The following is a 21,581-nucleotide window of genomic DNA, read 5'->3' on the forward strand; positions in this document are numbered from 1 at the left end:
CGCGGGGCAGCCTGTCTCGTCGAAACGGTAAACTCATCCGCAACCGGGCGAGGCCCGGTCGCCCCGCGCCCTCCCCGACCCTCCGCCTGACCTTCACAATGTACTTTACAATGCAAAGTACTTGATGCATACTCAGGCCAGATTGAACCGCGGCCGTTCGCCGGCCGCCGCCGACAGGGATCACGCCGATGATGACCGAGAAGATCGAAGACCCCGCCGCCGACATCGCCTGGATGCGCAAACTGGCCGAGGAGGGCCGCGACGCGCCTCTGCTGAACGGCCCCGTCCTGGTCGCCGCCGCCGTCATCTTCGGAAGCGCGAACTTCATTCAGTGGGCGATCCAGTCCGGCGCCCTCGTCGTCGATCCGATGGTTCAGCTGTGGGTCTGGCTCGGAGCCGGCGTCCTCTTCGCCATCGCCCTGACCCTTCTGATCCGGCGCGCCAGCCGCAAGCCCGGCTACGGGTCTCGTGCCAACAAGGCGGTCGGCGTCGCATGGTCGGGGCTCGGGTTCGGCATCTTCGTGATGTGGCTGAGCCTGATGGCCGTGGGCTTCCGCACCGGCGACTGGACCATGATGTGGGCGATGCCCAGCATCGTCGCCACCGCCTATGGTTCCGCGTGGATGGCTTCGGCCGCCGTTTCCGGCCGACGCTGGATGACCGCGACAGGCCTGCTGTCGTACGGAGGCGCGGTGCTGTTCGGCGCCCTGGTCGGCGACACCAACATCTATCTCGCCTTCGCCGCGCTCATGGTGGCCACCGCGCTCCTCCCCGGTCTGGTGCTGATGCGCCAGGAACCCGCGGCTGAGGCCTGAACCGTGGCCGACGATTTCGATATCGCCCGCCTCGACGATGTCATCCACGGACGCGTCCGGCTCGGCATCATGGCCTTCCTTGCCGGGGCCAGTTCTGCGAACTTCAATGAGCTGAAAACAAAGCTCCAGACCACCGACGGCAATCTGTCGGTGCATCTGCGAAAGCTCGAGGACGCCGGCTTCGTGGCGGTGGTCAAACGCTTCGAGGGCCGCAAGCCCCTGACCGAGGCGTCGATGACCGAGGCGGGCCGCAAGGCCTTCGTCGCCTATCTCGACGCCCTGCAGGGCCTGGTCGGAAGGGGCGGCTGACGCGATGGTGGGAAGCGTCGCGGACGTGGTCTAGAGAGGCGGCATGACCGGCCGCATCCAGCGCTTCGACGCCCTCGACAATTTCCGCGACTACGGCGACTACGCCTCGGCCGCGGGCCGCCGCATCGCCCGCGGCCGGCTGTTCCGCTCGGCCCATCACGCCCGCGCCACCGCCGCCGATCTCGAGCGGCTGGCCGGCCTCGGCCTCGCCGCCGTCGTCGACCTGCGCCGTCCCGGCGAGCGCCGCGACCAGCCCTCGCGCCGGCCTGCGGGGTTCTCGGGTCTGGTCATCGAAAGCGATCGCGACGACGGCCGCGAGGCCCCCCATGTGACCTTTCTCAAGAGCGCCGACCTGACCGTCGACTCCGGCCGCCGCTTCATGACCGGGACCTACGGCGCCCTGCCGTTCGAGCCCGCCCATCTCGACCTGTTCGCCCGCTATTTCCGGGTCCTCGCCGAGGCCGACGGGCCGGTGCTGATCCATTGCGCGGCCGGCAAGGACCGCACCGGCCTGCTCGCCGCCCTGACCCACCACCTGCTCGGCGTGCATCGCGACGACATGATCGAGGACTATCTGCTGACCAACGCCGCCGTCGATCTCCCCGGCCGCGCCCCGGCCGTGGCCCGCCAGCTCGAGGCCCTGACCGGCCGGCCCGCGGCCCATGACGCCGTCGTCGCCTTCCTCGGCGTCGAACCGGCCTATCTCGAGACGGCCCTGGCCGGGATCGCCGCCCGCCACGGCTCCATCGACGGCTACCTCGAACAGGCGCTGGGCGTCGACGCGGCCCTGCGCGACCGCATCGGCGAGCGGCTGGCGGCGTGATCCAGCCCCTGCCGGCGACCGCGACCCGGCTCCGTCCGTGGCGCGACCCCCTCGCCGTCGCCGCCGGCCTGAGCGACCGCGACGGGGCGCTGGCCCTGCTCTCCGACGGCGGGCCGCTGGGCCGGCGCTCCTTCGTCGCCGCCGATCCCGACTGGACCGACGAGACGGCCGGCCTCGACCGGCTGCGCGATCCAGCCCTGGCGCGCGGCGTCGTCGGCCTCTACGCCTACGACGCCGGGGCCCGTCCGGCCACCGGACCGCGTCCGCCGGTCTGGCCCGACCTGATGCTGGCCCGCTACCCCGCCATGCTGGCCTTCGACCACCCCACCCGGACCGTGACGGTCACCGGCCGGGGCGTCGACGCCGCCGCCGCGGCCCGCGCCGCCGACCGGGCCGCGAGGTGGCTGGACGGGGCCGGGACCGCCGCCGCGCCGCCGCCGCCCGCCGCCGCCCTGACCCCCGAGGCCGCGCCGGACGCCTATCTCGCGGCCGTGGCTGATGTCGTCGCCCGCATCGCCGCCGGCGAGCTGTTCCAGGCCAATATCGCCCGGGCCTGGACCGGCGCGCTGAATCCGGGCGCCGATCCGTTCGACGTCCTGCTGCGGCTGGCCGGCCGGGCCGCCGCCTACGGGGCCTTCTGGCGGCTGGGCGGGCGGGCCCTGGTCTCCAACTCGCCCGAACTGTTCCTGACCTTCGATCCGGCCAGCCGCCGCATCGAGACCCGGCCGATCAAGGGCACCCGTCCGCGCCACCCCGACCCGCGCCGCGACGCCCTTCTCGCCGCCGAGCTGGCGGCCAGCGCCAAGGACCGGGCCGAGAACCTGATGATCGTCGATCTGATGCGCAACGACCTGTCGCGCCTCGCCGAGCCGGGCACGGTCGCCGTCGAGCGGCTGTTCGGGATCGAGAGCCACCCCACCGTCCACCACCTGGTCTCGACCGTGGCCGCGACGGCCCGGCCCGGCGCCGGCGTCGCCGACCTGCTGGCCGCCGCCTTCCCCCCGGGCTCGATCACCGGCGCGCCGAAGCACCAGGCCATGAAGGTCATCGCCGCCCACGAGGGGCCGCGCGGCCCCTGGTGCGGCAGCCTGTTCCACATCGGCGACGCGGGGGCCCTGACCGCCTCGGTGCTGATCCGCACGGCCGCGTTCGAGCGGGCGGCGGGGCGCTGGCGCTTCCGGACCCTGGCCGGGGCCGGCATCGTCGCCGACAGCGATCCCGCGGCGGAGCTGGCCGAGACGGAGGTCAAGATCCTCGCCCTCCGCGAGGCCCTGACCGGGGTCTAGCAGGCCGGGCAGGCGGTCTTGTCGGCGGTCCGGGGCCGCAGATAGTAGGTCTGCGAGAACCGCGTCAGGCCGGGCATCAGATAGTCGGCCGCCGAGTCGTAGTCATAGGTCACCTCGGCCACGACGACGCTTTCCCCCTCCGCCACCAGGTCGGCCGGCAGCGTCATGGTCGAGCCGACCGCCCGCGCGGTCATGCCGTCGGCGCGGCTCCAGTCGACCGTGGCCTCGCCCGAGGTGAGGCTGACGCTCGAGACGCGCTGATGCAGGGTCGTGGTCGGGAACGGCTTCATGATCAGGCCGCCGATGGCGAAGATGTCGTCGATGGTCGCCGGCGCGACCGTCTCTTCCTGGGCGATCAGGTCGGCGACCGCGGCCGAGACGTGACCCATCCGCTTCTGGGCCATGAAGCCCTGGCAGAATTCGGTCATGCCCATGTAGAAGGCGATCAGCACGGGCGCCAGCATGGCGAATTCAATGGCCGAGACGCCGCGCTCGTCGCCGGTCAGGCGCCGGATCAGACCGCGCCTCATCCGGCCGGCTCGTTGCGGAAGGCGGTGGTGGCGGTCAGCACGGCCGTGCGGTCGCCGATCTGTGACAGGCCCTGCGAGAGGAAGGTGGTCAGCAGCGGATGCTGGTACCAGACCCTCACCAGGATGAGGTCGCCCGGATTGCCGTTGGCGTAGGTCAGGCTGCTCGGATCAAAGCCTTCCCCGGCCAGGGGGTCGGGCGGCGTCGTATCGAACTGCGGGATGACCCGGACATCGATGCTGGCCCGGGCCGGGCAGTCGCCGGAAAAAATGCTCATCCGGCTGCACAGCTGCGCCTTGAACTCGGTGGCGGTCATGCCCTGGGCGCTGGCCTGTCCGGTGCGCACCAGTCGGCCGGTGTCGATCGCCGCGTTCTCCAATACGGAGTCCAGCGTGAAGATCAGCGCCACCTCGAGGACGGCGAAGATCATGAAGCAGAACGGCAAGGCCACCAGGGCGAATTCGACGGCGGCCGAACCGTCGCGATTACGCATGAAGCCGGCCCGCGGCGGGCGGCCACCCGGGCTCCAGCGACGGCGGCGCGGCGTCATGACGGCCTATTCCGAGGCGGGGGCGGGCCCGCTCGTTCCCCGCACGGACGGCGAGCACGAGGCGGCGCAGGCCATCTCGGTCGCCTGCGGGCCGCGCCAGATGCGCACGCGGCCGGCCCCGTCGCCGGCGGTGACCACGACCTGGCTCTGGAACAGGGTGCGGCCGATCTGATCGACGGCGACCACATCGGTCACCCCATAGCCCTTGCCGGTGATGAACAGGGTGTTGGCGTCGACCACGGTGACGTCGGCGATCTCCGGATTGCCGACGATGACCGAACCGGCCGGACCGCGCAGCTGGACCCGCTGCGCCTGGTCGATCTCGACGCTGACGCGCCCCGACTGGGCCAGGGCGAGGCCGGGGGCCGCCAGCAGGGCGGTCGCGCCGAGGGCGATGAGCAGGGGGTCGGGGCGGGTCATGGGGGCGGTGTGTCCATAGAGCGAGCGCGCGGGAGCGTGAACGCGAACCTGACCGCGAAACCTCAATAAAGTTTGAAACCCCCCGCCGCCAATACCGTTCGATCAAGCGCAAGGTCGCGTCGAAACAGGGAATGGCGACGGTTGATCCGGGAGGTTTTACAGTAAATCCCCCGGTAACCATGACCAGCGACCGCCCCTTAACCGGTATGGGTGATAACGACCGTGCGTTTTGGGGGTCAGGCGGGCTACCGGCTCCCCCCGCGTTAGTAGCTCGCTTCCTCGTCTGCAAAGGAACCATGACCATGAAGAAGTTCATTTCGAAGTTCATGTCCGATGAGTCGGGCGCCACGGCCATCGAATACGGCCTGATCGCCGCCCTCATCGCCGTCGTGATCATCGCGGCCGTCACCGCGCTGGGCACCAACATCTCGACCCAGTTCAACAAGGTCGCCACCGCCATCGGCGCCACCTAAGCGTCGTCAGCGTCCTGAACCTGGCGAGGGCCGGAGCGGAAACGCTCCGGCCCTTTGCTTTTGCGGCTCGCCGGCAACCCCGCCTTAAAGGTCCACCGGGCAGGCTGGCCGGATGGAAGTCCTGCAACTGGTGCTGCTCGCCGTCCTCCCCGCCCTGGTCATCGTGGCCGGGCTGAAGGACCTGACGACGATGAAGATCCCGAACTGGATCTCGGGCCTGCTCATTCTGGGCTTCTTTCCGACCGCGCTGCTGCTGGGTCTCCCGCCGGCGGACATCGCCATCCACCTCGGCGTGGCCGCCGCCGCCCTGCTGATCGGCATGGGCCTGTTCGCCCTGAATTTCCTCGGCGGGGGCGACGTCAAGCTGACGGCCGCCACCTGTCTGTGGCTCGGCGTGTCCGGCTCCGGCGTCTTCGTCCTGTCGACGGCCGTGATCGGCGGCGCCTTCTGCCTGCTGCTGCTGCTCGCCCGCTCGCACCTCCAGCCCTACGCGTCCCGCGGACCGGGCTGGCTAATCCAGTTGATGGAGCCCAAGGGCGACATCCCCTACGGCGTCGCCATCGCCGCCGGGGCGCTGGTCGCCTGGCCGGCCTCGCCGCTGATGACCGCCTTCCTCGCCGCCTGAGACCGGGCGCGGGGCGAATCGGCCGGCCGGCACTTAGGCCCGCGTTAACCCGCCCGCGCCATGTTCGTTAACGGTAGGGGGCCGAAGGACCGATCAGGGTCCGGCCGGCCCTGCCGGAGACAGTCGATGAAGCCCGCCCGTATCATCGTGATCAGCGTCGCCGCCGTGGCCGCCATCGGCCTGGCCCTGGTCGTGCGCGCCATGGGATCGCCTTCCGGGGAACCGACCGCGGTCGCCACCGCCGCCCCGGTCGAGGCGCGGCCGATGGCCAGGGTGCTGGTCGCCGCCAAGGACCTGCAGCCGGGCCGCCGGCTCGACGAGTCGGACCTCGACTGGAAGGAATGGCCGGTCGACCAGGTCAATCCCGCCTTCATCACCGACGGCGCGACGCCGATTCCGGCCGCCCGCCGCCCGCCCGCCGCGGACAAGGACGAGGCCCGGCCGCAGGGCGCCGTCGCCGCGGTGACCCGCGCCGCGACCGATCTCGCCACCGGCGGGGCCAAGGCCGACTATGTCGGCTCGGTGGTGCGCGAGACCATTCTGGCCGGCGAACCCATCGTCATGCGCAAGATCGTGCGCGCCGGCGACAGCGGCTACATGGCCGCCTACCTGGAGCCGGGCATGCGCGCCATGGCCATCCGCGTCACCGTCGAGACCGCGGCCGGCGGCTTCATCCTTCCCGGCGACCGGGTCGATGTCGTGCTGACCCGGGAGACCAACCTCGGCAACATGGGGACGTCGGAGGGCGACCGCTCGAAATTCACCTCGGCCACGGTGATGCAGAACATCAAGGTGCTGGCCATCGACCAGTCGACCCGGGCCGGCGACGACGCCCAGACCGTGATCGGCGCGACGGCCACCCTCGAGGTCGGCCCGCGCGACGCCGAGGCGCTGGCCCTCGCCAAGTCCGAGGGCGAGCTGAGCCTGATCCTGAGGTCCTACGCCGACACCGGCGGCCCGTCCGGCCGCGTCTCCGCGGGGCCGCGCCAATCCTCGGCCGTCCGCGTCTATCGCGGCGGCGCGCCGGAAGTGGTGGTGGTCCAATGAAGCGCCCAGTGACGCGTGCCGTCGCCGTCGCCGTCGCCGTCGCGGCCCTGCTGGCCGGCGCGGCGCCGTCCGCCCTGCCGGCGCAGGCCCAGACCCGGGCCGCCGTCTCCATGGGCGCGCAATCGCAGCTGATCAACCTGCCGCGCGGTTCGTCGATGGCCGTCGACCTGCCCGCCGACGCCCGCGACGTGATCGTGCCCAATCCGGTCGTGGCCGAGGCGATGCTGCATTCGCCGCGCCGCATCACCATCATCGGCCTCGCGCCCGGCGAGACCGACGCGGTCGTGCTGGACAACGCCGGCCGCACCATCCTGTCGCTGCGCATCCGCGTCGACGCCGGCGTGTCCGCCCTGCAGGACACCCTCAGCCGGGTCATGCCGGGCGCCGATGTCCATGCCGAGGCGGTCAATGACAGTGTCATCCTGACCGGGACGGTGTTCAGCCCGGGCGAGGCCGATCGCGCCAGTCGCGTCGCCCGCGCCTTCGTCTCGGCCCCGGAAAAGATCATCAACATGATGACCATCGAGGGCTCCGACCAGATCACCGTCCGCGCCCGGATCGTCGAGGTCCAGCGCACCGCGGTGAAGCAGCTGGGGCTGGACGCCACCGCCGTCCTGAACAGCGTCGGCGACGGCCTGACCCTGACCCAGGCCGCGACCTTCGCCGTGTCCGGCAACCAGTTGGGCGGCGGCATCCTGAACTACCAGGACTCGGCCGGCGACGGCAGCAGCCTGAACAGCTCGCTGCGGGCCTTCGAACGGGCCGGGCTGGTCCGTATCCTGGCCGAGCCGAACATCACCACCGCCAACGGCGAGAACGCCGAATTCCTCGCCGGTGGCGAGTTCCCGGTGCCCGTCGGCCAGGAAAGTGGAGACAATGGCGTCAAGGTGTCCATCGAGTTCAAGCCCTATGGCGTACGGCTGGCGGTGCGCCCGATCGTGCTCTCTCCCGGGCGAATTTCCCTTCAGCTGTCGACCGAAGTCTCGGAGCTGACGTCCCTCGGCGCCTTCACGCTTGGCGGCGCCGCCGGCGGCGCCGCCCTGGTCATTCCCGGCCTCAGCGTGCGCCGCGCCTCGAACACCGTCGAGCTGCCTTCGGGCGGTTCGCTGATGATCGCCGGCCTGTTGCGGGAGGACACCCGCCAGAACATCGACCAGCTGCCCGGCCTCGGCGACCTGCCCGTGCTCGGGGCCCTGTTCCGGTCGCGCGACTATCTCTCCGGCGAGACCGAACTGGTGATCATCGTCGAGGCCTACATCGTCTCGCCGACGTCGCCCGGCCGGATGCAGACCCCTGCCGACGGCCTGCAGATCGCCAACGACGCCCAGACCATCCTGTTCGGACAGCTGAACCAGCACTACGGCCGCGCCAATGTCGCCGCCGGCGCCGCCGACGCGGGCTGGAGCGGCCCCGTGGGCTATGTGATCGAATGAGGCCTCCGATGCTGCGCGCCCTTCTCCTCGCCGCCGCCGCGACCGCCGGACTCGGCGCCTGCGCGCCCACCGGCGGCGCCGGCGGTCCGCCGCTCACGCCGCTGTCGCGCTATGCGCTCAGGGTCGAGCCGGGCCTCGACCGCATCGCCCTGGCCGTGCACGAAAACGGCCTGTCGGCGACCCAGCAGGCGGCGCTCGGCGACTTTGCGGACCGCTATCTCGCGTCCGGCGCCGGGGTGGTGCGGATCGAAGGCCCCTCGGGAGACGACCCGGCCGCCGCCCGCCAGACCTGGGCCGTGCGGACCGCGCTGCAGGCCGTCGGACTCCCGGCCGAGCGCATCGTGGTGGGCTCCTACGCCGCGCCGGATCCCCGGGCCCCGGTCCTCGCCGGCTTCGAAACCGTGCGCGCCGCGATCCCCGACTGCGCCGCGGAACCCCGCGCCATGGAAAACCGTTTCTCGAACAACAGTTCGATAGGTCTGGGCTGCGCCATCAACGCCAACCTCGCCGCCCAGATCGCGGACCCGCGCGACATCGTCGGCCCTCGCCCGATCAGCCCTCCGGACTCCGGCCGCGCGGCCGTGGTCTTCGACGACTACCGTCGCGGCGAACCCACCTCGGCGTCGCAGGAGCCGCTGGTCGAGGGCCGTATCGCCCGAGCCGTGGAATAGGCCCGCCATGACCAACGCCTTCCCCCGACCGCTCGACGATTTCGAGGACGAGTTCGATCTCGAGATGGGGTATGTTGTCGCCTCCGGCCCGGGCGGGGCCCCCCGCCCGGCCGACGGCGGCGGCTTGACGGACGACGAGGCGCGGCCGCCGCTCCAGTTCACGCCGCCGGCCGTCGCCGGCCCGGCTCCGGCCTATTCCGCCGCCCCGGCCGGGCCCGACGAGCCGACGCCGGCGGCGGCCGGCTTCAATCCGGTCGGCGACCTCGTCGCCGGCGCCTCGGCGGCCTTTTCGCCGCCGGTCCTGGGCGGCGGGCCCGAGGTGTCGGTCCCGCGCATCGCCATCCATGTCTTCGCCGAGCGCCAGGACACCCTCGCCGCGGCCGAACGGGCCGGCCAGGACCGCCGGCTGTCCCGCGCCACCACCCAGATCCGCGTCGGCGGCGTCGCCGCCGCGGTCGAGGCCTATCAGCACGAGCCGACGCCGCCGCTGATCATCGTCGAATGCCTGAAGGACCCGCAGACCCTGCTGTGGGAGGTCGACCAGCTCGCCGAGGTCTGCGACGCCGGCACCAAGGTGGTCGTCATCGGCGCCACCAACGACATCCTCCTGTTCCGCGAGCTGATGCGGCGGGGCGTCAGCGAATATCTGGTCGCGCCGCTGCAGCCGCTGCAGCTGATCGCCGCCATCGGCGGCCTGTTCAACGATCCGGCCCAGCCCTTCGTCGGGCGCTCGATCGCCTTCGTCGGCGCGCGCGGCGGGGCCGGGGCCAGTTCGGTCGCCCACAACACCGCCTACGCCATGAGCGAGCGGGTCGGCGCCAATACGGTCATCGTCGACTATGACCTGCCGTTCGGCACCGCCGGCCTCGACTTCAACCAGGACCCGCTGAACGGGGTCGCCGACGCGCTCAGCCAGCCCGATCGTCTCGATTCCGTGTTGCTGGACCGGATGATGGTCCGCTGCACCGACAAGCTGAGCCTGTTCGCGGCGCCGGCCACGCTGGACGCCGATTGGGACATCTCGCCCGAGGCCTTCGAGGAGGTCACCTCCCGGATTCGCGCGACCGCGCCGTTCGTGGTGCTGGATCTGCCGCACCTGTGGTCCGGCTGGATGCGCCGCACCCTCATCGCCGCCGACGAGGTGGTGGTCGTGGCCACGCCCGATCTGGCCAGCCTGCGCAACGCCAAGAACATGATCGACCTGATCCGCCAGGGGCGCCCCAATGACGCGCCGCCGAGGCTGGTGCTGAACCAGGTCGGCGTGCCCGGACGCCCGGAAATCCCGGCCAAGGAGTTCGGCGCCGCCCTCGGCGTCCACCCCAGCCTGATCATCCCCTTCGATCCGAAGGTGTTCGGGGCGGCGGCGAACAACGGCCAGATGATCCTCGATTCGGGCGCCAAGTCGAAGGCCGCCGAGGCCTTCCAGATGCTGGCCCAGATCGTCTCGCGGCGGGAATTGCCGGTGCTGACCGGACCGAAGGCCAAGGGCGGCAAGGGCGAGGCCAGGTCGATGTTCTCCGGTCTGTTCAAGAAGAAGTCCTGACGCGTGTTCGGCAAGCGCACAGGTCAGCCTGGCTCCGCCGCGGCGGCCCCGCGTCCCGCCCCCGCGCCGCCCGCCGGCCCGCAGCCGGAGGCGGGCGTCCAGACCCAGGCGTTCGCCTTCGGGGGCGACGTCGCCGAGCTGGAGCGGGAGGAGCGCCGGGCCGAATCCTACACCGCCAAACCCGCTTCGGAGGCCGCCGACCGCCTCGACGCCCTGGCCTCGCGCCCCAGGCCGGCCGCTGAACCCCCGCCGCCCAAGAACGCGCCGGGCCCCAAGGCGACGCCCGGCTTCGAACAGCTGAAGAAGGCCCAGGCCGTGGCCGAGATCGTCCGCGAACAGTCGGACTATTACCACGCCACCAAGACGACGATTTTCAACGCCCTGATGAACACCATCGACCTGGCCCAGCTGGCGCAGCTGGACACCAGGGCCGCGTCGGAGGAGATCCGCGACATCGTCGCCGAACTGGTGGCGATCAAGAACGTCTCCATGTCGGTGGCCGAGCAGGAGCACCTGGTCCAGGACATCGTCAACGACGTGCTCGGCTACGGCCCGCTGGAGCCGCTGCTGGCCCGCGACGACATCGCCGACATCATGGTCAACGGCGCCGGGCGGGTGTTCATCGAGGTCGGCGGCAAGGTCCAGCTGACCAATGTCCGCTTCCGCGACAACACCCAGCTGATGAACATCTGCCAGCGGATCGTGTCGCAGGTCGGCCGCCGCGTGGACGAGAGCAGCCCGATCTGCGACGCCCGCCTGCCCGACGGCAGCCGCGTCAACGTCATCGCCCCGCCCCTGGCCATCGACGGCGCCACCCTGACGATCCGGAAGTTCAAGAAGGACAAGCTGACGATGAAGAACCTGGTGGAGTTCAACTCCATCAGTCCGGAGGGCGCGCGCGTCCTCGGCGTCATCGGCGCGTCGCGCTGCAACCTGGTCATCTCGGGCGGGACCGGCTCGGGCAAGACCACGCTGCTCAACACCCTGACCGCCTTCATCGATCCGACCGAGCGCGTCATCACCTGCGAGGACGCCGCCGAACTTCAGTTGCAGCAGCCGCATGTCGTCCGCCTCGAAACCCGGCCGCCGAACCTCGAGGGCCAGGGCCAGATCACCATGCGGGACCTGGTCAAGAACTGCCTGCGCATGCGCCCCGAGCGGATCATCGTCGGCGAGGTCCGTGGGCCCGAGGCCTTCGACCTGCTGCAGGCCATGAACACCGGCCACGACGGCTCGATGGGGACGCTGCACGCCAACAGCCCGCGCGAGGCGATCAGCCGGATGGAGTCGATGATCACCATGGGCGGCTACGGCCTGCCCTCCAAGACCATCCGCGAGATGATCGTCGGCTCGGTCGACGTGATCATCCAGGCGGCGCGCCTGCGCGACGGCTCGCGCCGCATCACCCACATCACCGAGGTGGTCGGCCTCGAGGGCGACGTCATCGTCACCCAGGACCTGTTCGTCTACGAGATCACCGGCGAGGACGAGAACGGCAGGATCATCGGCCGTCACCGGTCGACCGGCATCGCCCGGCCCCGGTTCTGGGACCGTGCCCGCTACTACGGGCTGGAGCGCGAACTGGCCGAAGCCCTCGACGCGGCGGAGTAGCCGGCGTGCTTCCGATCCTCGCAGCGGTTCTGGCCTTCATCACCATCGGCGGGCTCGGCTGGGCCTTTGTCGGCGGCGGCGACTCGTCGCAGGCCGCGGTCAAGCGCGCGCAGAGCTTCGGCGGGCCGAAGCAGAGCACGACGGCCGCCCGCAAGGCGGCTGCGGCCAATACGCCCGAGGCCCGCCGCAAGCTGATCATGAAACAGCTCCAGGATTCGGAGCGCGCCCAGCGCAAGGCCCGCATCAGCCTCGCCGGGAAGCTGAAGCAGGCCGGCCTGCAGACCAGCGTCAGGACGTTCTGGATCATCAGCGCCGTGCTCGGCGTCGTCGCCCTGCTGTTGCCCCTGCTGTTCGGCCTCAACCTCCTGATCGCCCTCGGCGCCTCGGTGGTCCTGGGCCTGGGATTTCCGCGCTGGGTGGTGAGCTTCCTCGGCAAACGCCGGATGAAGAAATTCTCCAGCCATTTCGCCGACGCCGTCGATGTCATCGTGCGCGGCATCAAGTCCGGCCTGCCGGTGCACGACTGCTTCAAGATCATCGCCCGCGAAAGCCCGGCGCCGCTCGGTCCCGAATTCCAGATCCTCGTCGAGGGTCTCGGGGTCGGCCTCACCCTGCAGCAGGCCCTCGAGAAGATGTACGAGCGCATGCCGACGCCGGAGCTGAAGTTCTTCGCCATCGTCATCGGCATCCAGCAGAAGACCGGCGGCAACCTGGCCGAGGCGCTGGGCAACCTGTCGACCGTGCTGCGGGCCCGCAAGATGATGGGCGAGAAGATCAAGGCGCTGTCCTCGGAGGCGACGGCCTCCGCCGGCATCATCGGCTCCCTGCCGCCCGCCGTGATGATCCTCGTCAGCGTCACCACGCCCGCCTACATGAGCAAGCTGTTCACCGAGCCCCGCGGCCAGTTCATGCTGCTCATCGCGGTGCTGATGATGTCGCTCGGCGTCTTCGTGATGAAGCGCATGATCTCGTTCAAGTTCTAGGGGGGCGAGGTGGGAGACGTCATCGGCTTCGTCACCAATCTTCAGAACCTGCTGAGCATCGGCGTCGGCGTGCTGGTGTTCGCCACCCTGGTGACCCTGCTCGGCTCCCTGGGCGGAGAGGCCAAGCTGGAAGGGCGGATGAAGGCGGTGGCCGAGCGGCGCGAGGAGCTGAAGCGGCGCTCGCGCCAGGCCATGGCGGCCCAGGGCGGCGGCCCGCAGGGCCTCCGCCACAGCGACTCGGGATTCAAGAAACGGGTCGTCGAACGGCTCAACCTGACCAAGCTGCTCGAAGACCCGAAGGTCGCCGACAAGATGGCCCAGGCCGGCTATCGCGGTCCCAAGCCGCTGACCACCTTTTACTTCTTCCGCTTCTCGATGCCGTTCGTGATGCTGGCGCTGGCGGTCTTCTACGTCTTCATCCTGAACGATTTCGGCCTGCCGGTGATCAACCGGCTGGCCATCTGCATGTTCGCGGCGGTGATCGGCTTCTATGCGCCGAACATCTTTCTGGCCAACCGCATCGCCAAGCGCCGCACCTCGATCATGCAGGCCTTTCCCGACGCCCTCGACCTGCTGCTGATCTGTGTCGAGGCGGGCATGTCGATCGAGGCGGCGATCCAGAAGGTCAGCCAGGAGATCGGCGGATCGTCCATCGACCTGGCCGAGGAGATGACCCTGCTGTCGGCCGAGCTGAGCTATCTGCCCGACCGGCGCATGGCCTATGAGGGGCTGGCCAGGCGGACCAATCATCCCGGCGTCAAGTCGGTCGCCACCGCCATGACCCAGGCCGAGACCTACGGCACGCCGCTCGGCTCGGCCCTGCGGACCATGGCCAAGGAAAACCGCGAGATGCGCCTGTCCGCCGCCGAGAAGAAGGCCGCCGCCCTGCCTGCCAAATTGACCGTGCCGATGATCCTGTTCTTCCTGCCGGTGCTGTTCATCGTCATCCTGACGCCGGCCATCATCAGCATCCAGGACACCATGGCCAAGGGCGGCTGAGCCCTATTCGGCCGCCGCCTTCAGCGCCCCGGCCACGGCATCGACCGCGCCGCGCAGGGCCTTGCGGTGGCGGTCGAAATGCATTTCGCCGCGCAGGCCGGAGAAGATGAAGCCGTTGGCGACGATGCAGCCGCCCGGCTCGAGCTCGTCGATCTCGAAATAGCGGATGGCGCTGAACCAGAGGCCGCGCTTCTCCATCCAGACCAGTTGCGCATAGGGCTGCCATTCGGCGACCCGCACGAGGGCGCGGCGCTCCGGCAGGCCGGAGATCGATTCGGTCAGGGCGATCGAGCCGCCATAGGCGATGGTTCCCTCGACCGTGGTCTCCACCGGATTCCAGCGATCCCAGCCGGGCAGGTCGGCGACCAGTTCCCAGATCCGCTCGCGGGGGGCGCGGACGCCGATGCGTCTCTCGATACGGGTGGTTTCCATGCCGTCGGTCTGACATGGCTTTTCGACGCTGAAAAGACCCGCCGGGGAACCCCGGCCGCGGCGTCAGCGATTGCCCTCCGGGCCGGGCTGCGAGGCCGGCGGCGTCTCCGGCGACGGGGTCTCGTCCCGGTCCGGCAGGTCCGGGGGGCCGACCCGCAGCCGGGCGCTGGCGAAGCACAGGCCGGTCGCGGCGGCCAGCAGCAGGGCGTTGGCGACAAACGGCGCCGGCTCGGCCAGTTCGTAGAGGGCGACGCCGATCACCGGCGGACCGAGGAAGCTGAGGCCGGCCAGCGACATCATCAGCCCGGCCACGGCGCCCTGCTCGTGGGAACCCACCGACAGCGACGAACCGGCGGTGAAGCCCGGCCGCGCGAAGCCGACCCCCATCGAGACCACGGCGTAGCCGACCACGACGCCGTAGTAGCCCGGCGCCAGGATGGTCATCACATTGCCGACGAGGGCCAGGCCGGCGCCCCAGCGCATCAGGTCGGCGGGCTGCAGCCTGAGCAGCGGGATCAGGCCCCACTGGGCCATCAGGGTGGCGGCGGCGCCGGCCAGCATGGCGATGCCGATGAACGGCTGGGCGGCGGGAGCGGCGATGCCCGAGGCCGCCAGTTCGTCGATGATGTGGAAGCCCAGCACCGAGATGTTGACCGCCTGGGCGCCCGTGACCAGCAGGCCGTAGAGCAGGTAGTCGCGCACCCGCGGGTCCTTCCACAGATCCTTGCCGGCGTCTCCGTGGCGGCCGCCCGGCGACGGCTTGCGCACGACCTCGCCGCTCGGCAGCCGCCGCCAGGTGACCAGCAGCACCACGGCGCCGAACAGGGCGAAGGCGTACATCGGGCCGGCCAGGCCGATCAGCGGCAGGACGAAGAACGGGGCCAGGGCCGGGCCGACGACCGTCCCCAGCCCCTGCGCCGAAGCCAGCAGCGACATGGCCTCGGTGCGCCGCTCCGGCGAGGTGCGGTCGGCGACATAGGCCTGGGAGGCGATCGGCGCGGCCGAGCCGAAGACGCCGTAGATGGTGCGGGCGACGGCCATCAGGGCGAAGGCCAGCGCCGCGCCCAGCCAGCCCTCGAGGCCCGAGGTGGCCGCCAGTCCGAAGCCGCCCATGGAGACGACGAAGCCGGACAGGCCGATCAGGATGACCTTCTTGCGTCCCAGACGATCCGACAGCCGGGCCCAGAACGGCGACGCCAGGGTCCACATCAGGGCGGAGATGGCGAAGGCGCCCGCCACCAGGGTGTCGGACAGCCGGAACTCCCGACCGATCGCCGGCAGCACCGACTGCAGGGCCATGTTCCCCGCCGCCGCGATCAGGCTGACGGCGAACAGCAGGGCGAAGGCGGGGGAGCGGAGGTTCACCGCGGCAAGGTAGGGCGACCCGCCTGGGCGGTCACCCCCCTTCGGCCGGGCTTGCGCACGGCCCCGGGCTCCGCGAGGGTGCGGGCCAGACCCCGGGGATCCGCCATGACCATTCGACGCCTGCTCACCGCCGCCGCCGCGGCCCTCGCCCTGCCCGCCGCCGCCCAGGCCCAGTCGGCCGCCGCGGCGTCCGCCGACGCCGTCTTCGCCGCGGTCGAGGCGGTGACGCCCCGGGTCGTCGGCTGGCGGCGCGATCTGCACGCCCATCCGGAGCTGGGCTTCGCCGAGACCCGCACCGCCGGCGTGATCGCCGACCACCTGCGCGCCCTGGGCCTGGAGGTGCGCACCGGGGTCGGCAAGACCGGGGTGGTCGGCGTCCTGCGCGGCGCCCGGCCGGGTCGCACCGTGGCGCTGCGGGCCGACATGGACGCCCTGCCGGTGCGGGAGACGACCGGCCTGCCGTTCGCCTCGACCGCGACCGGGACCTATATGGACGCTACGGTCCCGGTGGCCCACGCCTGCGGCCACGACGCCCATGTGGCCATGCTGATGGGCGCCGCCGAGGTGCTGGCGGGCATGAAGGATCGCATCGCGGGCACGGTGGTGTTCATCTTCCAGCCGGCGGAGGAGGGCGCGCCTCCGGGCGAGCCGCTCGGCGGGGCCGCCCTGATGATCCAGGAGGGCGCCCTGGCCGATCCGCGTCCGGAGGCGATCTTCGGCCTGCACGTCGTGCCCGGACGGCCGGGGGCGATGTGGTACCGGCCGCGCGGCTTCATGGCGGCCTCGGACCGGATCGACATCACCCTGAACGGGCGGCAGACCCACGGCGCCTGGCCGTGGAAGGGGATCGACGTCATATCCGCCTCGGCCGACGTGGTCCAGACGATCAACAGCCTGACCGCCCGGACCATCGATCCGACCACCACGCCGACCGTGTTCACCATCGCCACCCTGGACGCGGGGGTGCGCTACAACATCATTCCCGACCGGGCGGTGCTGTCGGGGACGCTGAGGACCTTTGACATCGCCCAGCGCGACGATCTGGTGCGCCGGACGGAGATCGCGGTCGGCAATGTGGCCGAGACCTACGGGGCGACGGCTGAGTTCGGCGTGCGCCAGAACGCGGCCCTGGTGTTCAACGACGAGGCCCTGTCGGCCTGGCTGGCGCCGGTCCTGGAGGCGGCGGCGGGGGCGGGGAACGTCGATCCGGGCGCGCCGCCGACCACGGTGGCCGAGGACTTCAGCTATCTGTCGCAGGAGGTCCCGGGCGTGTTCTATCACCTGGGCGCCAGCGCCGACGGGGTCGATCCGGCGACCTCGCCGCCGAACCATTCGCCGGCCTTCGACGTCAACGAGGCGGTGTTGCCGGTCGGGGTGCGGGCCCATGTGTTGACGGCGCTGCGATTCCTCGAGCGACCGTAGCGGCAACCACGTTCCTCAACGGCCCGGCAACCATCGAAGCGCATCCTCGCCCGGTTAATGCGGGAGTGGGCCGATGAGCAGGCTGCCGGTAGAATTGCCGCCGATGACCCTGGAGCGACGGGGCAGCGCGCGGCGTGAGATTTTCTGGTTCCTCGTCGCCTTCGCCGCCATGTTCGGCGGGGCGATGCTGGGCATCGACCTGCTGTCCTAGGCGCGGTCGAAGATGGTGACGATGACGCGGCGGTAGATCTCCGCCAGCGCCTCGATTTCGCTTACCGGAACGCGCTCGTCGACCTGGTGCATGGTCTGGCCGACGAGGCCGAGTTCGAGCACCGGGGCCATGGCCCGGATGAAGCGGGCGTCCGAGGTGCCGCCGGTGGTCGACGCCTCGGGGCGGCGGCCCGCGGCGGCCTCGACCGCGTCCTGCACGGCGGTGACGAAGGGGCCCGGCTCGGTCAGGAAGGCGTCGCCCGAGCACAGGTGCTCCAGCGTCACGCGCAGCCCGCTTTCGGCCTGGGCCTCGCCGGCCACGGCGTTGAGCCAGGCGATCAGGCCGTCGCCGGTGTGGGTCGGGTTGAAGCGGATGTTGAGCCGCGCCCTCGCCTCGGCCGGGATGACGTTGGCGGCCGGATTGCCGATGTCGATGGTGGTGATCTCGAGGTTGGACGGCTGGAAGCCCTGATAGCCGTCGTCGAGCCGGTGGTCGGCCAGCCGGGCCAGCAGCCGGGCGATGACCGGGGCGGGATTGGCGGCGCGGTCGGGATAGGCGACGTGGCCCTGTTTGCCGTGGACGGTGATCCAGCTGTTGAGCGAGCCGCGGCGGCCGATCTTGATGGTGTCGCCGAGGGCGTGCTGGGAGGAGGGTTCGCCGACGACGCAGGCGTCGATGACCTCGCCCTCGGCCATCAGGGTTTCGACCACGCGTTTGGTGCCGTGCAGGGCCGGGCCCTCCTCGTCGCCGGTGATCAGGAAGCTGAGCGAGCCGGGCGGGTCGCCCCCGGCCAGCACCCGCGAGACGGCCGCGATCCAGGCGGCGATGCCGCTCTTCATGTCGACGGCGCCGCGGCCGTAGAGCACGCCGTCGCGGACCTCGGCCTCGAAGGGGCCGGCCGTCCACGCCTCGGCCGCGCCGGTCGGGACCACGTCGGTGTGGCCGGCGAAGCAGAGGTTGGGCGAGGCCGCGCCGCGCCGGGCGTAGAGGTTCTCCACCCCCTCGAACGGCATCCGCCGGCAGTGGAAGCCGAGGCCGGTCAGGAGGCGTTCCACGATGTCCATCGTCCCCTCGTCGGCGGGGGTGACGGACGGGCGGCGGATCAGGTCGCGGGTCAGTTCGACGGGATCGATGACCGGATGGGGTGCGGCGCTCATGGACCTGTGCTTTAGGGGGTTCGGACGATTGCGAGAAGGCTTCTTGCCATGCCGAAGATCGATATCGAGAACGCGCCGACCGGACACGGGACCGGCTATCCCGAGGAATTCGCCGGGCCGTGCAAGCCGCGGCGGCGCTGGCGGCTGGGCGACGCGGTCGGGCTGGACCAGTTCGGCGTCAATCTGCTGCGCCTGCCGGACGGGGCCTGGTCGAGCCAGCGCCACTGGCACGAGGGCGAGGACGAGTTCGTCTGGGTGCTGTCCGGCGAGGTGGTGCTGGTCGAGGACGAGGGCGAGACGGTGCTCCGGGCCGGGGACTGCGCCGGCTTCAGGGCGGGCGTGGCCAACGGGCACAAGCTCGAGAACCGGTCGGGGGCCGAGGCGGTGCTGCTGGAGGTCGGGACGCGCAGGCCGGGGGGCGACAGCGGCGACTATCCGGACATCGACATGATTTTCCGACCCGCCGGCTTCTTCCATCGTGACGGGACCCCCTATCCGAAAGTCGACCGGCGCACGTGAGCATCGAGAGCGTCGACACCGGCCCGCCGACGCCGCCGGTCCCGCCCGCGGACGGGGAGCCGTCGAGTCCCTGGGGCATCCGCGACTTCCGCCTGCTGTGGCTGGGGCGGGTGACAGCGGTGCTGGGCATCCAGATCCAGTCCTCGGCCCTGCTGTGGCAGGTCTATGAGATCGCCCGCCGCGACCATCCGATCGAGGAGGCCAGCCTGTATCTGGGCCTCGTCGGCCTGTGCCAGTTCCTGCCGCTGCTGGCCTTCACCCTGCCGGCGGGGGCGATGGCGGACCGGCGCGACCGCAAGGTCACCGTGGCCGTGTCGATCCTGGTCGAGGCCGCCTGCGCCGGCGGCTTCCTGCTGATGGCCCTGCACGGCGCGCCGCCGCTGTGGGGCCTGCTGGTCGTGGCGGCCCTGTTCGGGGCGGCGCGGGCCTTCCTCGCCCCGGCCAGCCAGGCCTTCCTGCCCATGGTGGTCGGCCGCCGGGCCCTGCCGCCGGCCATCGCCGCCCAGTCGATCGCCTTCCAGACCGGGGCCATCGCCGGACCGGCGCTGGGCGGGGTGATCGTCGGCATCAATGTGCCGCTGGCCTATGCCGCGGCCATGGGCCTGTTCCTGGTCGGCATCGGCTGTTTCCTGCTGATCCGCACCAGCGGCAAGCCGCGGCCGGTCGGGCACGGCCTGTCGCCGGTCGAGGCGGTCAGGGAGGGGCTGGCCTATGTGTGGCGGACGAAGATCGTGCTGGGGGCCATCTCGCTGGACCTGGTGGTGGTGCTGCTGGCCGGGGTGGCGCTGCTGACGCCGATCTTCGCGCGGGACATCCTGCAGGTCGGGCCCGAGGGCTTCGGCCTGCTCAGGGCCGCCTTCGGGGTCGGGGCCCTGGGCATGGCCGTCTATCTGAGCCGCTTCCCGATCGTGCGTCACGGCGGGCGCTGGATGTTCGCGGCCGTGGCGGTGTTCGGCGTCTGCACCCTGGCCTTCGGCCTGTCGAAGGCGGCCTGGCTGTCGGGGCTGGCCCTGCTGGTCGGCGGGGCGGCGGACATGGTCAGCGTCAACATCCGCCAGACCCTGATCCAGCTGGCCACGCCGGATCACATGCGCGGCCGGGTCAGTTCGGTGTCGATGCTGTTCATCGGCGCCTCGAACGAGCTGGGCGAGGCCTGGTCCGGGGTGACGGTGCGGCTGCTGGGGCCGGTCGGGGCGGCCGTGTTCGGGGGCTTCGGGGCGCTGGCGGCGACGGGCGTCTGGGCGAAGCTGTTCCCGGGACTGAGGAAGGCCGACCGGCTGGACTGAACGCGCGCCGGTCAATCGGACAGGCCCGGCTTGCCCCGGCCGCTCTTGATGGTCGAGCGTCTGGTCTTGCCCTCGAGGCGGCGTTCCTTCGAGGCCCGGGTCGGGCGGGTCGGGACCCGATAGGCGGGGGCGACCGAAGCCCTGTCGACCATGGCCTGCAGCCGTTCGACGGCGTCGGCGCGGTTGCGCTCCTGGGTGCGGAAGCGGACGGCGGTGATGACGATGACGCCGTCGAGGGTCAGGCGGCTGCCGGCCAGTTTCATCAGCCGCGCCTTGACCGGCTCGGTCAGGGACGGGGAATTGCGGACGTCGAAGCGCATCTGCACCGCCGTGGCGACCTTGTTGACGTTCTGGCCGCCGGGGCCGCCGGAGCGGAAGAAGCGGAACTCCAGCTCGCTGTCGGGGATGACGGTCATGGGGCCGCCCGTCGGGCCATGATCACGGCCCGGTCCAGCGCCTGCAGGAAGGCCGAGCGGTCCTTCGGCCCGAACGGCGGCGGGCCCGAGGTGGCCACGCCCATCGAGCGCAGATGCTCGCCGACCAGGCGTCCGGCCAGGGCCGATCCGATCGAGTCGGCGGTGAAGGGCCGGCCGTCGGCCTTCAGCGCCTGGGCCCCGGCCTTGAGGCAGCGGTCGGCGAGCGGGATGTCGGCGGTGACGACGATGTCGCCGGGCCCGGCCCGTTCGGCGATCCAGTCGTCGGCGACGTCGGGGCCGGAATCGACGACCACCTGTTCGATCCACGGGTCGCGGCGGGTGTTGATCCAGCCGTTGGAGACCACGAAGACCCTGAGGCCGTAGCGTTCGGCGACGCGATAGACCTCGTCCTTCACCGGGCAGGCGTCGGCGTCGATGAAGAGGCGGGGCGCGGGCATGCGGTCTAGCTGGCTGTTCGGGATCGGGTTGTCAAAGTCGAGGGGCGAGGGGCGGGGGGCGGGGGTCGAGGGTCAGGGGTCAGGCACGGGTCATCGTCTTCCGGGGCGTGAGCCGCGAAAGGCGGGGAGGGCGCGGGGCGACCGGGCCTCGCCCGGTTGCGGATGAGTTTACCGTTTCGACGAGACAGGCTGCCCCGCG

25 protein-coding genes are annotated in these 21,581 nt (G+C 71.2%); 17 read left to right on the top strand and 8 right to left on the bottom strand.

Annotated elements, in window-relative coordinates; all coding sequences use genetic code 11:
• The first annotated feature begins 188 nt into the window (after positions 1-188).
• The 4 genes from Q0588_RS09665 to Q0588_RS09680 are packed head-to-tail and all read left to right on the top strand — an operon-like array spanning position 189 to position 3,233.
• The gene (locus Q0588_RS09665; protein WP_298745746.1) at positions 189-815 is read left to right on the top strand and encodes a hypothetical protein; all 627 of its coding nucleotides are present in this window, start codon (positions 189-191) and stop codon (positions 813-815) included.
• Between the two features lie 3 nt (positions 816-818).
• Entirely contained in the window at positions 819-1,124 is a 306-nt protein-coding gene (locus tag Q0588_RS09670) for a transcriptional regulator (RefSeq protein ID WP_298745747.1), read from the top strand.
• A gap of 43 nt (positions 1,125-1,167) precedes the next feature.
• On the top strand, positions 1,168-1,947 hold the full coding sequence (locus Q0588_RS09675; RefSeq protein WP_298745748.1) for a tyrosine-protein phosphatase: 780 nt from the start codon (positions 1,168-1,170) through the stop codon (positions 1,945-1,947).
• Positions 1,944-3,233, top strand: a complete 1,290-nt coding sequence (locus Q0588_RS09680) for an anthranilate synthase component I family protein (protein ID WP_298745749.1) — start codon at positions 1,944-1,946, stop codon at positions 3,231-3,233. Before Q0588_RS09675 ends, Q0588_RS09680 begins: the two co-directional genes overlap by 4 nt.
• On the opposite strand, the gene Q0588_RS09685 is transcribed toward Q0588_RS09680, so the two are convergent.
• The 3 genes from Q0588_RS09685 to Q0588_RS09695 form a co-directional block, all read right to left on the bottom strand.
• On the bottom strand, positions 3,230-3,763 hold the full coding sequence (locus tag Q0588_RS09685; RefSeq protein WP_298745750.1) for a TadE/TadG family type IV pilus assembly protein: 534 nt from the start codon (positions 3,761-3,763) through the stop codon (positions 3,230-3,232). The genes Q0588_RS09680 and Q0588_RS09685 overlap by 4 nt on opposite strands.
• Positions 3,760-4,254: a TadE/TadG family type IV pilus assembly protein gene (locus tag Q0588_RS09690; RefSeq protein WP_298745751.1), complete on the bottom strand. Its 495-nt coding sequence runs from the start codon at positions 4,252-4,254 to the stop codon at positions 3,760-3,762. Before Q0588_RS09690 ends, Q0588_RS09685 begins: the two co-directional genes overlap by 4 nt.
• Positions 4,255-4,317: 63 nt before the next feature.
• Positions 4,318-4,731, bottom strand: coding sequence for a pilus assembly protein N-terminal domain-containing protein (locus Q0588_RS09695; RefSeq protein WP_298745752.1), 414 nt, complete (start codon positions 4,729-4,731; stop codon positions 4,318-4,320).
• Between the two features lie 302 nt (positions 4,732-5,033).
• Here Q0588_RS09695 and Q0588_RS09700 point away from each other — a divergent pair, with 302 nt between their 5' ends.
• From Q0588_RS09700 to Q0588_RS09740, 9 genes are all read left to right on the top strand, one after another.
• A complete protein-coding gene (locus tag Q0588_RS09700; protein WP_298745753.1) occupies positions 5,034-5,204 on the top strand; it encodes a Flp family type IVb pilin in 171 nt (56 codons plus the stop codon).
• Between the two features lie 112 nt (positions 5,205-5,316).
• Positions 5,317-5,829: a prepilin peptidase gene (locus Q0588_RS09705; RefSeq protein WP_298745754.1), complete on the top strand. Its 513-nt coding sequence runs from the start codon at positions 5,317-5,319 to the stop codon at positions 5,827-5,829.
• A gap of 126 nt (positions 5,830-5,955) precedes the next feature.
• Positions 5,956-6,876 carry a Flp pilus assembly protein CpaB gene (gene cpaB, locus Q0588_RS09710; protein ID WP_298745755.1) on the top strand — a complete coding sequence of 307 codons (921 nt, stop codon included), beginning with the start codon at positions 5,956-5,958 and terminating at the stop codon, positions 6,874-6,876.
• An 8-nt stretch (positions 6,877-6,884) separates the two neighbouring features.
• Complete coding sequence (locus Q0588_RS09715) at positions 6,885-8,309, top strand: type II and III secretion system protein family protein (RefSeq protein ID WP_366872822.1); 1,425 nt, start codon at positions 6,885-6,887, stop codon at positions 8,307-8,309.
• Between the two features lie 8 nt (positions 8,310-8,317).
• Positions 8,318-8,980, top strand: a complete 663-nt coding sequence (locus Q0588_RS09720) for a CpaD family pilus assembly lipoprotein (RefSeq protein WP_298745757.1) — start codon at positions 8,318-8,320, stop codon at positions 8,978-8,980.
• 7 nt (positions 8,981-8,987) lie between these two features.
• Complete coding sequence (locus tag Q0588_RS09725) at positions 8,988-10,523, top strand: CpaE family protein (RefSeq protein WP_298745758.1); 1,536 nt, start codon at positions 8,988-8,990, stop codon at positions 10,521-10,523.
• A 3-nt stretch (positions 10,524-10,526) separates the two neighbouring features.
• Positions 10,527-12,134, top strand: coding sequence for a CpaF family protein (locus Q0588_RS09730; protein WP_298745759.1), 1,608 nt, complete (start codon positions 10,527-10,529; stop codon positions 12,132-12,134).
• 5 nt (positions 12,135-12,139) lie between these two features.
• The gene (locus Q0588_RS09735; RefSeq protein WP_298745760.1) at positions 12,140-13,117 is read left to right on the top strand and encodes a type II secretion system F family protein; all 978 of its coding nucleotides are present in this window, start codon (positions 12,140-12,142) and stop codon (positions 13,115-13,117) included.
• A gap of 9 nt (positions 13,118-13,126) precedes the next feature.
• Positions 13,127-14,116, top strand: a complete 990-nt coding sequence (locus Q0588_RS09740) for a type II secretion system F family protein (protein ID WP_298745761.1) — start codon at positions 13,127-13,129, stop codon at positions 14,114-14,116.
• A 3-nt stretch (positions 14,117-14,119) separates the two neighbouring features.
• On the opposite strand, the gene Q0588_RS09745 is transcribed toward Q0588_RS09740, so the two are convergent.
• Both Q0588_RS09745 and Q0588_RS09750 read right to left on the bottom strand, forming a co-directional pair.
• A complete protein-coding gene (locus Q0588_RS09745; RefSeq protein ID WP_298745762.1) occupies positions 14,120-14,548 on the bottom strand; it encodes an SRPBCC family protein in 429 nt (142 codons plus the stop codon).
• A 63-nt stretch (positions 14,549-14,611) separates the two neighbouring features.
• Positions 14,612-15,913 (bottom strand): MFS transporter, encoded by a 1,302-nt coding sequence (locus tag Q0588_RS09750; protein ID WP_298745763.1) that lies wholly within the window; start codon positions 15,911-15,913, stop codon positions 14,612-14,614.
• Positions 15,914-16,018: 105 nt separating this feature from the next.
• On the opposite strand from Q0588_RS09750, the gene Q0588_RS09755 reads away from it, so the two are divergent.
• The gene (locus Q0588_RS09755; protein ID WP_298745764.1) at positions 16,019-17,335 is read left to right on the top strand and encodes an amidohydrolase; all 1,317 of its coding nucleotides are present in this window, start codon (positions 16,019-16,021) and stop codon (positions 17,333-17,335) included.
• A gap of 73 nt (positions 17,336-17,408) precedes the next feature.
• On the top strand, positions 17,409-17,546 hold the full coding sequence (locus Q0588_RS09760) for a hypothetical protein (RefSeq protein WP_298745765.1): 138 nt from the start codon (positions 17,409-17,411) through the stop codon (positions 17,544-17,546).
• Here the strand turns inward: Q0588_RS09760 and dapE are convergent.
• The gene (gene dapE / locus Q0588_RS09765; protein WP_298745766.1) at positions 17,543-18,703 is read right to left on the bottom strand and encodes a succinyl-diaminopimelate desuccinylase; all 1,161 of its coding nucleotides are present in this window, start codon (positions 18,701-18,703) and stop codon (positions 17,543-17,545) included. The two genes, Q0588_RS09760 and dapE, sit on opposite strands and share 4 nt — an antisense overlap.
• Before the next feature lie 48 nt (positions 18,704-18,751).
• Here dapE and Q0588_RS09770 point away from each other — a divergent pair, with 48 nt between their 5' ends.
• Together Q0588_RS09770 and Q0588_RS09775 are read left to right on the top strand one after the other, a co-directional pair.
• Positions 18,752-19,222 carry a cupin domain-containing protein gene (locus Q0588_RS09770; RefSeq protein WP_298745767.1) on the top strand — a complete coding sequence of 157 codons (471 nt, stop codon included), beginning with the start codon at positions 18,752-18,754 and terminating at the stop codon, positions 19,220-19,222.
• Positions 19,223-19,299: 77 nt separating this feature from the next.
• Positions 19,300-20,508, top strand: a complete 1,209-nt coding sequence (locus Q0588_RS09775) for an MFS transporter (RefSeq protein WP_298745770.1) — start codon at positions 19,300-19,302, stop codon at positions 20,506-20,508.
• Positions 20,509-20,519: 11 nt separating this feature from the next.
• Here the strand turns inward: Q0588_RS09775 and arfB are convergent, their stop codons facing one another.
• Both arfB and Q0588_RS09785 read right to left on the bottom strand, forming a co-directional pair.
• Positions 20,520-20,924, bottom strand: a complete 405-nt coding sequence (arfB, locus tag Q0588_RS09780; protein WP_298745768.1) for an alternative ribosome rescue aminoacyl-tRNA hydrolase ArfB — start codon at positions 20,922-20,924, stop codon at positions 20,520-20,522.
• Positions 20,921-21,382: a YaiI/YqxD family protein gene (locus Q0588_RS09785; RefSeq protein WP_298745769.1), complete on the bottom strand. Its 462-nt coding sequence runs from the start codon at positions 21,380-21,382 to the stop codon at positions 20,921-20,923. Before Q0588_RS09785 ends, arfB begins: the two co-directional genes overlap by 4 nt.
• Between the last annotated feature and the right edge of the window lie 199 nt (positions 21,383-21,581).

Source organism: uncultured Brevundimonas sp. (assembly GCF_937870815.1).
In the GTDB taxonomy this organism is placed as follows: Bacteria; Pseudomonadota; Alphaproteobacteria; order Caulobacterales; family Caulobacteraceae; genus Brevundimonas.